Genomic DNA, 14,774 nt, shown 5'->3' with positions numbered 1-14,774 from the left:
TTGTGATCTACTGCCCTTACTGTTACTTTATAGGTTCCATTAGTTTGCTTTGTCGCTGTGTACCAGATAATGTCATCTTGACCATTGACATTAGACCAGGTCGGTAATTTCACTTCACGAACACCATAAGGAGCAGAAACATCTGACACAATCACATCAAAGGTTCCTGTGTTAGGATTATTGTTTTGAACCGTGATTTTTCCCTTTATTGGCTGATTTGCAGCACGATTGCTTGGAGTTGCCTTATTCGTAAATCGTCCAGTATAATCCACGCTTTGGTCAAATACATGATGACCAGGTAGTAGTTCAGCTTGCGAAGTAAACTGCCAAGCACCTGCTTCACTATTATATTTCAGTGTTTTCGCATCATCTGCACTTAATTTTGAAGTTGGATATTGCGCTACCCAGAAATTTTCCAAGCCAAATTTCTCTGTTTGGATTGGTCCTTTCGTTCTAAGATTGTTTCGATCAAGCCAACTTGCACTTGTATAGTACATCAAATTTGAAAAGCCCATACGCCGCATTTCATCTGCCCAAGCTTGGGTAGTTGCATTGATATTTGGACGCATATCAGAATCTTCAATATCATTTACCATAACAGTTGAGGAAGGAAGGTTCAATCGCCTTGCTTCCTCTGCAAAATAGCGCGCTTCTGCTCTTGCTTCTGCTTCATTAGTATAATGAGAAAAGGCATAAGCCGACACTTGCATACCTGCCGCTTGTGCATTCCGTGTTTGAGAAGCCGCATAAGGATTTTTATAGCTCGTTCCTTCTGTTAATTTGACAACAACCCCATTTACCCCTTTTTCAGCTAAATGTTGATAATCTTCTTTGCTGATATGTCCATTATGACTGCTGACATCCACAAAAGTTGATTTTTTCACTTGTGCATCAGGATTACTTCTAGCTGTTGCTTGATTATTCTGTGCAGCAAAAAAAGTTGACTTGTTGTCTTTTTTAGTCTCAGTTGTAGTTGTCGAATTTTCTTTTACAACATTTTGTTCTTCTGAAACTTTAGCTTCAGTTGAAGCGGTTGATGAAGCAGTTGCTTCGTTTTTAGATGAAGAAGATGAAGTTGTTTGATTTATTGGAGCAGTTTGAGTTACTTCTTTTGTTTGGAGTTCAGCTGTAGAATGAGCTTCTTGTTTATTGAGTTCTACTGTCGGCTCTAGCGTAGAAGTTTTTACAGGTTCATCAGCAAAAATTTGATGTGAACTAGCTGCAATTAAAATAGCTGTGCTTGCTAAATAAAATAAACTTTTCTTTTTCATTTTATTTCTCCATTTTAAAATAAGCCTGCCATAAAATATGGCAAGCTAATTATTTCTTTTAAGAACTATTTTACAAAGTCCAACAATGCAAGGAAACTTTCTGCTTCAAGTGATGCTCCACCAACAAGGGCACCGTCAACATCTGGACATGCCATGTATTCAGCCACATTGTTCGGTTTTACTGAGCCGCCGTATTGTACACGTACTTTGTCAGCCACTTCTTGACCAAAGTCAGCTGCTACAACATCACGAACTGCTTTACACATTTTTTGAGCATCGTCTTGAGTAGCTGATTTACCAGTACCGATAGCCCAGATTGGTTCATATGCGATAACAAGTGAAGAAACTTGTTCTTCTGATAAGCCAGCAAGAGCGGCTGAAACTTGTCCACCTACGAATTCAGCAGCTTTACCTGCTTCATAAGTTTCAAGTGTTTCACCACAACAAATAATTGGAAGCATCCCATTTGCAAAGATTGCTTTTGCTTTTTTGTTGATATCTTCATCTGTCTCATGGAAGTATTCACGACGTTCTGAGTGACCAATTACAACATAATCTGTGCCCATTTCAGCCAACACTTTAGGGCTGTTTTCACCGGTGAAAGCACCAGCATCTTCAAAATAGCAGTTTTCTGCGGCAATTTTAAGATTAGAACCCTTAGCAGCTGCAAGAACTGTTGACAAGTCAAGGGCTGGAGCTGCGATACCAGCTTCAACAAGTTCTGATGAAGGCAATTTAGAAGCTACTGCTTCAACAAATGCTTTAGCTTCTTCTGGATTTTTGTTCATTTTCCAGTTACCAGCGATAAACGGTTTACGTGACATTTCACATACCTCTTCTTTTTTTATTTACATCTATCATTTTACCATAATTTAATAGAGAAATAAAGACTGAGTCGAATGAAATCATAAAAAAGAAAGCCCCGCAATAGCGGAGCTCGTTTGTCTGACTTTAATTGTTCATCTGGGAACTTAACTGAATTAAGCTTCGATTTCTGTAACCATACCTGAACCTACAGTACGTCCACCTTCACGGATAGAGAATGTAGTTCCTTGTTCTACGGCAATTGGGTGGATCAATTCAACGTCGATTGTTACGTTATCACCAGGCATTACCATTTCAGTACCTGCAGGAAGTTCGATTGAACCTGTAACGTCTGTAGTACGGAAGTAGAATTGAGGACGGTAGTTGTTGAAGAATGGAGTATGGCGTCCACCTTCTTCTTTAGTAAGGATGTAAACTTCACCTTTGAATTTAGTATGTGGATGAATTGAACCTGGTTTAGCAAGAACTTGTCCACGTTCGATTTCGTCACGTTGGATACCACGAAGAAGAACCCCTACGTTATCTCCAGCAAGACCTTCGTCCAATTGTTTACGGAACATTTCAACACCAGTAACAACCGCTTTTTGGATTTCGTCACGGATACCAACGATTTCAACTTCGTCGTTGACTTTAACAGTACCACGGTCGATACGTCCTGAAGCAACAGTACCACGTCCAGTAATTGAGAATACATCTTCGACTGGAAGAAGCAATGGTTTGTCAGTGTCACGTTCTGGTTCTGGAATGTATTCATCAACAGTATCCATCAATTCCATAATGATGTCTTCATATTTTTCATCACCTTCAAGAGCTTTAAGAGCTGAACCTTGGATAACTGGGATTTCATCACCTGGGAAATCGTATTCTGAAAGAAGGTCACGGATTTCCATTTCAACCAATTCAAGCAATTCTTCATCGTCAACCAAGTCAACTTTATTCATGAAGACGATAAGGTATTTAACACCTACTTGGCGTGAAAGAAGAATGTGTTCACGAGTTTGAGGCATTGGTCCGTCAGTTGAAGCTACTACAAGGATAGCTCCATCCATTTGAGCAGCACCAGTGATCATGTTTTTAACGTAGTCTGCGTGTCCTGGAGCGTCGATGTGAGCATAGTGACGTTTAGCAGTTTCGTATTCAACGTGTGCAGTGTTGATAGTGATTCCGCGTTCGCGTTCTTCTGGAGCAGCATCAATAGATGAGTAATCTTTTGGTTGGTTAACTGAACTTGGAAGACGACGTGCAAGTACAGTCGTGATAGCTGCAGTTAGGGTAGTTTTACCATGGTCAACGTGTCCAATTGTACCGATGTTAACGTGTGGTTTACTACGATCGTATTTTTCTTTTGCCATTTGAGTAAAAGCCTCCAATAAAATATATTTTATAGATAGACAGTAGGCAATACAGTCTAACTTTCCTTACTATTTTATCAAATTTTCTTCAAATTGCAAGCATTTTACGCCTTTTTTATCAATTTATTCTTTGTCCAACTTGTAGTATGGTTGATTTGGTATAGAAGCTCCAATGCTTGATGCATAAATCCACTCCTTACCTTCCAGCTGTGCAAAATTTTCAGCTTTTCCTGTTAGGATAACGCCTGAGAATTCTAATTTTTCTAGGTCTTCTTTCTTAGACAAGTCTAGCTTACCAAATTTTTTCAAGTAGGTTTTAATGTCATCTGACGGAGTTGCATTATTGTAGCTACTTTTTCCAAATCCACTTTTAATATATTTCTTCAGATTAGCCAAGAATCCATCTACATCCTTCATTTCGGAAAGTCTGTCATTCAGTTTCTCTCCTTCTTTGAGATTTTTAATAGCTTCTTCTGCTTCCTTCTTGTGAACATATTCTTTTTGCGTTAGATAATCTGGACTTGTGCCATATAGATTGCTCGGTTGCCACCAACTTGGATCGCTTGTTGAATTTGTACCAATCCAATACCAATTGGTCTTTAGATTCTTAGGTATTATAGCCCGAATTTCTTTTAAACTATATGGTTTATCAAAGGTCAGAGCCACTTCTACCAGTTGATTTTTCATTTCTTTGATATAAGGAAGTTCTTGGGTTGGTTCATGGACAGGTTCTCCTTTCTCCTCTTTCACATTTTTATTGTAGAATTGTGGCACTTTTTGGTTATTTTCTATTTGAATAGTTGCCCCAGATTCTGTATATCTGCCAGAATTTGCATGAAAAAGGATTCCTCGATTGATATTAAAAATTCCAAAATCTGCCTTATATTCACCATAGTCGAGTGGAATTCCATAAATATCTTTAGCTTGTCTACCTTTAATACCACCGTGAAACATATCTCCACCATTAGCAGACCAGGTATACGTTTCAATATTAGGAAAGGCAACGCTTTCAACTAGTTGTACCTCATTGACTACCTTCCAAGCTTGGTTGCTGATGAGTTTTCCCGTAATCATACGAACACCAATATATATTCCAAAAAATACTACCACTACTGTTGTTGACCAGAGGATAATCCGCTTGGTATTTCGCTTTTTGCTCTTCTTCGCAACGATTTCAAATGTTTCCATGATGATATCCTTTCTTTTCCAAAACCTGTCGAAGTTTCTTTCGACTGCGCATGAGCTGAACTTTGACTTTGCTCTTAGAATAATGGAGTACTTCTGCTATTTCGCCTATTGAGAATCCTTGAAAATAATAAAGATCCAACATGATTTTATCCTGTGTGGGCAACTTTTCTACTTCCTCCATGAGAAAGTCATAATCTGCTCCTTCAACAATCAATTGATTTTCCTTTGTAAAAAAATCTCGTCGCAGGATTTCCATATAATGCTTATCGCGCCGGTATTTGTCAATATAGCGGCGAATAGACACACGATACATCCAAGCTCGCATTTTTTGAGCAGGGATGACAAAATCAGACTCTAGCATTTTGATAAAAACATCCTGAACAACATCTTCTGCTTGCTCTTTTGGAACGCCTGAGCCTTGCAGATAATAGACGATTTCTTTCGCAAAGGTAATCAAGACTTTTTCATAATCATCTAGTTTGATATCCTCATCCCCCTTCCTTCACTAGTATAACGAATTGGAAGCGTTTTGGGTTACAAAAATATAAAAAAATCGGAAATAATCCGATCTTTCATTCTTCATCAGCCTGAGTTTCTCAGTCCTGTCGCAATTCCATTGATTGTGACGTGAATCAATCGTTCTTCATCCGAGGATAATTCTCCACGGCGTTGGCGCTTGATGAGTTCTAGCTGAATGTAATTCAAAATATTAAAATAACGCATGCGGTAGTCTAAACTGTCTCGCAAGTAGGGATTTTCCTCTAACAGGTCATCATAATCTTCAATAGAAAGAATAACATTCTTGGTTAATTGCCACTCATCCAAAATTGTATAATAAATTTCTTGTACTTCTTTATCTTCACACAATTGAGCATATTCAAAGGCGATATTCATATTCGACTTTGATAACACCATGTCTACATTGGACAAAAGCGATTGGAAGAAAGGCCAATTTTTATACATCTTTCTCAAGAAAGCTAGATTTTCTTCTGGATTTTCATCAATAAATTCTTTAAAGCTGGATCCAACACCATACCAACCAGGGAACATCACCCGACTTTGTGACCATGAAAAGACCCACGGAATGGCACGCAAGCCACCGATTTCGGTAATTGTTTTACGCGCAGCCGGTCGCGAACCAATATTAAAGCTGGAAATAGCTTTGATCGGGCTTGATTCAAAGAAATAATCATAAAAATGCTCATTGCCAAAAACCAAATCACGATAAATTTGATAGCTTCGTTCTACTACCTGATCCATAATATGCTCATAGCGCTTGGACGTGTTGGTATCACTTTTTTTCTTAGTAATCATACGGTTAATCGTTGCCGACACCAGCATTTCTAAATTATAATACGCAGCATCTTTATTTCCATATTTATTGCCAATGACTTCTCCTTGCTCTGTCAAGCGAATCCGGTCATTGATACTACGGAGAGGCTGAGAGGTAATGGCTTCATAAGTAGGTCCGCCACCACGACCAACCGTTCCACCACGACCGTGGAAAAAGGTGATTTTCACACCAAATTCATCTCCGATAGCAGTCAATTGCTGTTGAGCTTTATAAAGAGTCCAGCAAGATGATAAGTAACCACCGTCTTTATTGCTGTCTGAATAGCCCAGCATGATTTCTTGATAGTTGTTATTGGAGGCAATCCATTTCTGAGCGATTGGAAGAGATAAGTATTTCTTCATCGTGTCATAGGAATTATCCAAGTCTTCAATGGTTTCAAAGAGTGGCACAATCTGTACACGCGCAAATTCTTTATCAATGAGACCAACTTCCTTGTGCATAACAGCCAACTCTAAAAGGTCAGACACGCTCGTAGCATGAGAAATAATGGTTTGTTTAATGACAGCATCTCCTAGCTTATCTTTCAACTCACGCGCCGTTTGAAAAATCTCTAATTCTTTTTGTAAAAGGGCTGATTTTTTAGTGTGTGTTGCAGAGAGAATCCGCGGGTCATAGAGAAGTTCATTTAGCAGAACGTGACATTTTTCGTCTTCAGAAAGCTCGCTATAATGCTCCACAATTCCTGCGCTCGCTAATAACTCCGCAACGCAGGCTTCATGAACACTGGAATCTTGACGCATATCAATGGAAGCAAGGTAAAAACCGAATACTTCTACCGCTTGAAGCAACTCAGTAAACTCACCAGAAATCATTGCTTCGCCTTTATTTTCAAGAAGAGACTGCTTGATAGCTAGTAAATCATGTTTAAATTCCTCAATTTTGTGGTAATGTGGCTCTGTTTTTATCTGATCAATAAAGTAAGTCTTTGTATTTTTTAGTTTTGTTTGAATGTAGTAGAAAGCACGGCGATACAATTCTTTTTCGCGGTAAATAGAATTATCTTCTGACAGATAAGCCATTTCCTGCACCGCTTCACTGACTTTTACGATACCTGTTGACAAAGAAAATTCACGGTACAAATTAGCAACTTTCGTATCGTAATAGTTCATAATCACTTCACATTGTGTCAAAGCGGATTTTTTCAATGTTTCAGCTGTAACATAAGGATTTCCATCTCGGTCACCACCAATCCACATTCCCATCGTAATAGGGGTAGGATTTTTCAGGTCAATCCCGTGCTGTTTGGCTAAGCGCTTGTATTCTTCTGTTAAATTAGTCACCGCCTGCAAGAAAGAGCTATTGTAGTATTCCATCACATTGGTGATTTCATTGGTCACTTTTAATTTCTTCTCACGAATCATATCTGTTCGCATGATAATTTCGATATATCGACGAAGATTATTGTGCCATTTTTGCTCATTGAGCAAGCCCATTCGCACATCGCGGTATTTACGCAACAAGACGTGAATATGATTGGTCAAATCCAGCATAGTCGTTCGTTGCACTTGAGTTGGATGAGCTGTTAAAACAGGGACCACATTCAAATGCTCCAAAATTTCAGCAGCGTTTTCCTTTTCAGCAACCAAATCAATCGTTGTGGATAATTTCCCAAGATAATCTTGCCCCACATTATTTTGATAGTTAATCTCAAAAGCCAAATCTACATCTTCTGAAATATTGATTAAAAGAGGCAGGATTGAAAAATAACGAGAAATATAAGACATTTCCTTGTTCGATAGACTTTGAACAATCTCATTTAACCCTTCATAATTTCCAGCTGCTGCTAATTCTTTTAAAGCAATGATTTTTTCAAAGGTTTCAGGACTCAGCATATTTTTTGTAACTTCCTCTAATAAGTCCGTCAAAATCGTAACTTCTTCTTGGATGACTTCTTTATTATTGTAATTTTCTAATTTTTGAAGTGACATGATCTACACCTTTCAATAAGCTTTTGCTCAATCTAACGTTAGCGAATAATTCTTAAACCGTGATTGGTTTCTTCGATTTCTCTATACAAACTTTCTCGTTTTTCATTGGCATCAATGTTTAACACAAAAGCAATCGCTACGGATAATACCAACAAACTATTTCCACCTTGTGATAAGAAGGGGAAGGTGACACCCGTCGAAGGAATCAAACCGGAAATTCCTCCAATATTGACAAACGTTTGTGTCAGTAGCATTCCACCGACACCAAGAGCCATCATAGAATTAAATGGATCTTTTGCTCGAATTCCCACAAGAATAATCCGCAAAATAAGGAAAAATAAGAGGGCTAAAATCAAACTGGCACCGATAAATCCAAATTCTTCAATAACAATGGAAAAGACGAAGTCTGTCTGTGCTTCTGGCAAATAACCACGTTTTTCGATAGAATTTCCTAATCCTAAGCCAAACCAACCGCCATTGCTCATGGCGTAATAGGAATTAGCTAGCTGGTGACCTGCGCCTGATAAATCTTTAAAAGGATTAAAAAAGGCACTAAATCGTTTTGCTACATAGCCAAACACAGGAACCTTAGCAACTTTTTCCACACCAATCAACCAGATGCCTGCTAAAACCGCTGTGGAAAGAGTGACCAATATTCCAAGAAGAGTTGAAAACCAGCGATAACCGATCCCACTAACCGTTACCATGATTAAGGTCGTCAGCAAAAGAATGGTCGCATTCCCCAAGTCAGGCAGCGCTGCTACGATTCCAATTAGCACAACGACTAGGATTCGCCAGTCGTTCAGTGCGCGTGGAATCAGTTGATTTCGTGTTAAAGCCTGATAGTCATACGTTGCGATTTCATCTTGTTGATGAGAAAACCGCTGTGCTAAAAACCAAATCAGAATAATTTTTAAATACTCAGCCGGCTGGAGACTAATCGGACCAAATCGTAACCAACCATGTGCACCATTGATTCGGGCACCAAGGAAGCGAGATAAAATTAAAAGCAAGATTTCCACAAAAATAACAATGACAATCAGTCGATTGTCTTTTAAGAAATCTAACTTTATTTTGTAAATTAAAGCAATGGCAAGTAAGCTGATTACCCAGAAAATTCCTTGATTTAAAACAGATCTGAGCGAATTCGCTCCTACCTGTACTAAAGTGGCACTTGACGTTGAATAAACAACTATCAATCCCAAAATAGATAAAATCAAATAAGGAATCAAAATGGAATAATTCAGCAGGTGGCGTTTATCAATTTTCATAGTTCACCTAATATTATTAAATTTTCACCGAACATTATACCACTTTTCAGGGTAAAAAAAAAGTATTTGACGAACGGTATTTTTTAAATCCTTGCAGTATCTAGGCTAAACTTTAACTAAAAAAAGAACAATAAGCTGAGTTTATGAATAGGATTTATAAGCATTCTTCACCATTATGTCCAATAAACCGCTTTCTTTAATATTTCAATTTGATGACAAATACTTATTTTCTACTAGTTTATTTTGCTTTTTATCTGACTTTACGTTAAAATGAAATTATATGAGAAAGAGGATTAAACCGCTTGTTGTCTTTGTTTTCTTTGTTAGCTTCATTGCGATTATTTTAGGAGCGAAGCATTATTCAGAAAACAAGGAAACTAAACAGCAAAAGGACGCTATTACACAAACATCAGCTGCTTCTCAGTCAACTGATACTTCAGATTCCGATAAAGCAGACAAAGCCTATAAACCAATCATTGACTTGTCCGGCTGGCAATTGCCAAGTGATATTAACTATGACGTACTAGCAAAAAATGTTTCTGGCGCCATTATACGCGTGCATAGCGGAGCACAAGCAAAAAAAGAAAATGCAGCTACACACTTAAACGGAATTGATAAATCCTATCAACGCCACATAGAAGAATTTCAAAAACGAAATATTCCTGTCGCTGTCTATGCTTATGTGGCAGGTAGCAACAAGAAAGAAATGCAAAAAGCTGCCGAAAGTTTTTATAAAGCTGCTTCAAAATACAAACCGACCTACTACTGGCTAGATGTTGAAGAAAAAACTATGGAGAACATGAATGCTGGTGTTGAAGCTTTTCGCGCTAAGTTAGCATCATTGGGTGCTAAGAACATCGGGATTTATGTCGGAACCTATTTCCTTGAAGAACACAGTATCTCAACTAATAAATTCACAGCTATTTGGATTCCAACTTACGGCTATAATGACGGTTATTACAACACTGCCCCTAAGACAGACTTAAAATACGATTTACATCAATACACATCACAAGGCTCAATTGGTGGTTTTGCACATGATGTCGATCTTAATCAGCTATCTCCTTTAAAAAATCAGACAAAAACATTTAAAAAATTATTTGGTAATGGAAAATAATAACTCTGTAATAGTTTGAATCGAAAACTTTGCAGAGTTTTTCTTTTCTTCTCGTCTAGTTATCACTACTTTCTTGTTTCTAAATATGTTATAATGACTAACAAAGAAAAGTTTAGGGAGTAATGAATGATTTCTTGGTTAATCAGAATTTTTAAGGGAATTGTCATCGCGCTAGGATTTATTCTCCCTGGGGTATCTGGTGGAGTTTTAGCCACTATTTTGGGGATTTACGAGCGGATGATTTATTTTTTAGCGCATATAAAAGAGAATTTTCGTGAAAATGTACTTTATTTTTTACCTGTTGGTATTGGAATGGTTTTAGGGATTGCACTATTTTCCCTGCCAGTTGAATATCTCTTAGAGCATTATAAAATCATTGTTTTATGGGGATTTGCAGGAGCGATTATCGGTACGATTCCAAGCTTGCTAAAGGAATCTATCAGAGAATCTGATCGCGACCGAACTGATGTTATTTGGTTCGTAGCCACTTTTTTCATTTCTGGGATTTGCCTTTATTTCCTCAATAGTTTCGTTGGAACGTTACCTGCAAATTTCTTGACTTTTATTTTAGCTGGTGCCCTTATCGCACTGGGAATTCTCGTTCCAGGTTTAAGTCCTTCAAATTTGCTCTTGATTTTGGGACTGTATTCCCCGATGCTAATCGGTTTTAAATCTTTAGATATTTTGGGAACCTTTTTACCAATCGGAATTGGCGGTCTCCTCGCACTTGTGATTTTTTCAAAATCCATGAATTATGCTTTGGAAAATTATCATTCTCAAGTGTACCATTTTATCATTGGGATTGTCTTATCTAGTACTGTTCTCATCTTGGTACCAAACCCTGGAAATAGCGAAAGTATTCATTATGCTAATACTTCTATCATCACCTTCGTTACTGCTGCGTTCTTCTTTGGATTAGGAACTTGGCTGGGCGCTTGGATGAGCCAATTGGAGGAAAAGTATAAATAATGGCTAAAAAAACAAAAATTAAGAAAACTCTTGTAGAACAAATTTTGACAAAAGCAAAAATCCCTCACAAAGGCCTTCAAATCAATGCTTTAGAAGGACAATTGCCCAAAGGAATAGAGCGCTCACAGATTTACAAAACATTGGCTCTAACAGGCGATAAAACAGGGACAATTATTGGGATTTTGCCCATAACAGAACATCTAGCTGAAAAAAAGCTGGCCAAAATATCTGGTAACAAAAAAGTAAGCATGATTCCGCAAAAAGATTTAGAAAAGACGACTGGCTACATTCACGGAGCAAATAATCCTGTCGGCATTCGTCAAAAACACCACTTTCCTATTTACATTGACAATTCAGCTTTAACAGATGAGACTATTATTGTATCGGCTGGAGAATTAGGACACAGTATTGAAATTAACGCAGAGGATTTAGCCCATTTTGTCAAGGCGACCTTTGCAGATTTAAAAGAGGATTCAAAATAGAAAGGAAACTGTATGAAACTCTACTTCGTTCGACACGGGAAAACTCAATGGAATTTAGAAGGACGCTTTCAAGGAGCCAATGGTGATTCACCGCTGCTTGAGACTTCTATTGAAGAATTGCACTTGCTTGGAAAAAACATGGCTCACATTAAATTTGACAAGATTTTTTCAAGTGATTTACCACGCGCAATGGCAACTGCACAGATTATCAATAGTGAAAATCATTTTTCACAAGTCGTTGAGTCACATGCCGAGTTGCGTGAATGGCAACTAGGCTCCCTAGAAGGACAAAAAGTTTCTACGATTACGGCTATCTATCCTCACCAAATGGAAGCTTTCCGTCACAATCTGGCGAAATTTAACAACTCTATTTTTGGTGCAGAATCAGTCTACAATACTACACGACGTACAATAGACTTCATTAAATCACAAAAAGGACAATCTTATAAAAATCTTCTTTTTGTTGGTCATGGAGCGAATTTAACTGCTTCTTTACGTTTGTTACTAGGTTATGACTTTGCTCAACTTCGCCAGCAGGGCGGTCTTACAAATGGAAGTGTCACCATTCTTGAAACGCAAGATTTTGAGCATTTTACACTTCTTGATTGGAACAATGTTGATCACTTAAAAACAATTGAAACCGTGAGCGTATAAAATCATGGTTTTTTCTTTATTTATAGGTGAATTTCTGCCTTATTTATGATAGAATGAGGAAGGTAAACTTTAGGAGGAAGAATATGACTACTGAACATATTGAAGAATTAAATGACCAGCAGCTGATTCGTCGTGAAAAAATGGCTGCTTTAGCAGAACAAGGCATTGACCCATTTGGTAAACGTTTTGAACGTACTGCAGATTCTGCCCAATTAAAAGAAAAATATAATGATAAAACAAAAGAAGAGTTGCACGAATTAGCTGAAACTGCTACAATTGCTGGTCGCCTTATGACCAAGCGTGGCAAAGGAAAAGTCGGTTTTGCTCATATTCAAGACCGCGAAGGTCAAATTCAAATCTACGTCAGAAAAGATACTGTCGGTGAAGAGAATTATCAAATTTTCAAAAAAGCAGATATTGGCGACTTCCTTGGTATTGAAGGTGAGGTCATGCGTACAGATATGGGAGAGCTTTCGATTAAAGCAACTCACATTACACACCTCTCTAAAGCACTTCGTCCATTGCCTGAAAAATTCCATGGACTAACAGACGTTGAAACGATTTATCGTAAACGGTATTTGGATTTGATTTCCAATCGTGAAAGTTTTGATCGTTTTGTGACTCGCAGCCATATTGTTTCTGAAATTCGTCGCTATCTTGACAACCAAGGATTCCTTGAAGTTGAAACACCTGTGCTACATAACGAGGCTGGTGGTGCTGCTGCTCGTCCGTTTATTACTCATCACAATGCACAAAATATTGATATGGTGCTTCGTATCGCAACTGAATTACACTTAAAACGTCTGATTGTTGGTGGTATGGAGCGTGTTTATGAAATGGGACGCATTTTCCGTAACGAAGGAATGGATGCCACTCACAATCCTGAATTTACTACAATCGAGGCTTATCAGGCTTATGCAGACTTTGAGGATATCATGGACTTGACAGAAGGGATTATCCAAAGTGCAGCTAAAGCTGTTACAGATGCCGAAAGTGTCCCTTATCAAGGTACTGAAATCTTTATCGGTCGCAAATTTGCACGCAAGCATATGCTAGAAGCTATTAAAGAACAAACTGGCATTGATTTCTGGAAAGATATGACTCTCGAAGAGGCCACTGCACTAGCTAAGGAACATCATGTAACAGTTGAAAAACACTTTACGGTTGGTCATATTATCAATGCTTTCTTTGAAGATTTTGTTGAGGATACCTTGATTCAACCTACATTTATCTATGGGCATCCAGTTGAAGTCTCACCTCTTGCTAAGAAAAATGCAGATGATCCTCGCTTTACCGACCGCTTTGAACTCTTTATCGTTGGACGCGAATTTGCCAACGCCTTTACAGAGTTGAACGACCCAATTGACCAATTATCGCGTTTTGAAGCGCAAGCCAAAGCTAAGGAACTCGGAGATGATGAAGCGACTGGTATCGACTACGACTATGTAGAAGCTCTTGAATACGGTATGCCACCAACTGGCGGCCTCGGAATTGGAATTGACCGCTTAATTATGCTGTTGACAGATGTCACTTCTATCCGTGATGTATTGCTTTTCCCTACGATGAAATAAACAATTTCTTATCAAATGAATACTGAGATAACAAAAATGACCTTGCTCCCTCGTTCAAGAGGGACAAGGTCATTTTTTAACTCTATCATAATTGAATTTTTTCGTTCAAAATTCTACTATAATCAAGAATTATTTCTTTTGCTCCATCATACGGCAAGTCATACACTACATTTGGCATATCTGCACAGGTTTAACAAGTAATCTACCATCATGTATTCGCCAATAATTTTTCCATTATAATAGATAATAAATTCTCCCATCATAGCTCTATAACTAATATTATCTAATTCAGATACTTGTTCTAAAATAAAGTCTAAGTATTCTTTGCTTGATACCTTTTTTTATATCTCTTTTAATTACTAAAATTTCAATAGTCCATTTTTGTCAAACTTAAAATTTGGTCCCCATGCAACTTCCCAATAATATCCATCTAAATCAGAAAAATAGGCGTGATATCCACCCCAAAAGGTGTCTTGTGGTTCTTTTACAATTCTTCCACCAGCATTTCGTACTAATTCAATTACACTATCAACATCTTCTTTTTGTTCAACATTGTACGCTAATGTAATTCCAGAAAATCCATTTCTCTTTGGTGGGTTATGTTCATCAATATCTTTTGCCAATTGTTCTAAAGGAAATAGTTCAAATTTTGTTCCTGGAGTATTGAAAAAACATACTGGCGGATTATTTTCTTTACAGTCAGTCTTATATCCTAAACCATCTCTGTAAAACTTTATTGACTTTTCCATATTGCTAACACCTAAACAAATACAAGTAATCTTATTCATTACT

General features: G+C 37.8%; 13 protein-coding genes and 1 pseudogene. 5 read left to right on the top strand and 9 right to left on the bottom strand.

The genetic code is table 11. The features are described from left to right. The 7 genes from IYQ91_RS07460 to ftsW form a co-directional block, all read right to left on the bottom strand. The coding region (locus IYQ91_RS07460; protein WP_195673492.1) for a GH25 family lysozyme at positions 1–1,271 on the bottom strand (1,271 nt) is incomplete at its 3' end. Positions 1,272–1,336: 65 nt separating this feature from the next. After that, positions 1,337–2,095 carry a triose-phosphate isomerase gene (tpiA, locus tag IYQ91_RS07455; protein WP_195673491.1) on the bottom strand — a complete coding sequence of 253 codons (759 nt, stop codon included), beginning with the start codon at positions 2,093–2,095 and terminating at the stop codon, positions 1,337–1,339. A 156-nt stretch (positions 2,096–2,251) separates the two neighbouring features. Further along, positions 2,252–3,448 (bottom strand): elongation factor Tu, encoded by a 1,197-nt coding sequence (tuf, locus tag IYQ91_RS07450; protein ID WP_003023932.1) that lies wholly within the window; start codon positions 3,446–3,448, stop codon positions 2,252–2,254. Between the two features lie 123 nt (positions 3,449–3,571). Beyond that, complete coding sequence (locus IYQ91_RS07445; protein ID WP_106100942.1) at positions 3,572–4,636, bottom strand: anti sigma factor C-terminal domain-containing protein; 1,065 nt, start codon at positions 4,634–4,636, stop codon at positions 3,572–3,574. Further along, the gene (locus tag IYQ91_RS07440) at positions 4,623–5,093 is read right to left on the bottom strand and encodes an RNA polymerase sigma factor (RefSeq protein ID WP_195673490.1); all 471 of its coding nucleotides are present in this window, start codon (positions 5,091–5,093) and stop codon (positions 4,623–4,625) included. Before IYQ91_RS07440 ends, IYQ91_RS07445 begins: the two co-directional genes overlap by 14 nt. Before the next feature lie 125 nt (positions 5,094–5,218). Beyond that, positions 5,219–7,918, bottom strand: coding sequence for a phosphoenolpyruvate carboxylase (gene ppc, locus IYQ91_RS07435; RefSeq protein ID WP_195673489.1), 2,700 nt, complete (start codon positions 7,916–7,918; stop codon positions 5,219–5,221). Between the two features lie 38 nt (positions 7,919–7,956). Further along, a complete protein-coding gene (gene ftsW / locus IYQ91_RS07430) occupies positions 7,957–9,189 on the bottom strand; it encodes a cell division peptidoglycan polymerase FtsW (protein WP_126467335.1) in 1,233 nt (410 codons plus the stop codon). 280 nt (positions 9,190–9,469) lie between these two features. On the opposite strand from ftsW, the gene IYQ91_RS07425 reads away from it, so the two are divergent. The 5 genes from IYQ91_RS07425 (at position 9,470) to lysS (ending at position 13,982) form a co-directional block, all read left to right on the top strand. Beyond that, positions 9,470–10,306: a glycoside hydrolase family 25 protein gene (locus tag IYQ91_RS07425; protein WP_195673488.1), complete on the top strand. Its 837-nt coding sequence runs from the start codon at positions 9,470–9,472 to the stop codon at positions 10,304–10,306. 126 nt (positions 10,307–10,432) lie between these two features. After that, positions 10,433–11,275: a DUF368 domain-containing protein gene (locus tag IYQ91_RS07420; RefSeq protein WP_003041101.1), complete on the top strand. Its 843-nt coding sequence runs from the start codon at positions 10,433–10,435 to the stop codon at positions 11,273–11,275. After that, positions 11,275–11,757, top strand: a complete 483-nt coding sequence (locus tag IYQ91_RS07415) for an aminoacyl-tRNA deacylase (protein WP_195673487.1) — start codon at positions 11,275–11,277, stop codon at positions 11,755–11,757. The genes IYQ91_RS07420 and IYQ91_RS07415 overlap by 1 nt, the downstream gene beginning before the upstream one ends. Before the next feature lie 12 nt (positions 11,758–11,769). Beyond that, positions 11,770–12,411, top strand: coding sequence for a histidine phosphatase family protein (locus IYQ91_RS07410; protein WP_195673486.1), 642 nt, complete (start codon positions 11,770–11,772; stop codon positions 12,409–12,411). An 83-nt stretch (positions 12,412–12,494) separates the two neighbouring features. Continuing rightward, on the top strand, positions 12,495–13,982 hold the full coding sequence (gene lysS, locus IYQ91_RS07405; protein WP_195673485.1) for a lysine--tRNA ligase: 1,488 nt from the start codon (positions 12,495–12,497) through the stop codon (positions 13,980–13,982). 124 nt (positions 13,983–14,106) lie between these two features. On the opposite strand, the pseudogene IYQ91_RS10120 reads toward lysS, so the two are convergent. Together IYQ91_RS10120 and IYQ91_RS07395 are read right to left on the bottom strand one after the other, a co-directional pair. After that, positions 14,107–14,245: pseudogene (locus tag IYQ91_RS10120) on the bottom strand (competence protein TfoX); the annotation flags it as partial. 96 nt (positions 14,246–14,341) lie between these two features. Continuing rightward, positions 14,342–14,770 carry a VOC family protein gene (locus IYQ91_RS07395; protein WP_195673484.1) on the bottom strand — a complete coding sequence of 143 codons (429 nt, stop codon included), beginning with the start codon at positions 14,768–14,770 and terminating at the stop codon, positions 14,342–14,344. Positions 14,771–14,774 lie beyond the last annotated feature (4 nt).

This window comes from Streptococcus sp. HF-2466, assembly GCF_015594645.1.
Classification (GTDB): domain Bacteria; phylum Bacillota; class Bacilli; order Lactobacillales; family Streptococcaceae; genus Streptococcus; species Streptococcus anginosus.
The sequence above is the reverse complement of the archived record's forward strand: the minus strand, read 5'-3'. Positions and strand labels throughout refer to the sequence as shown.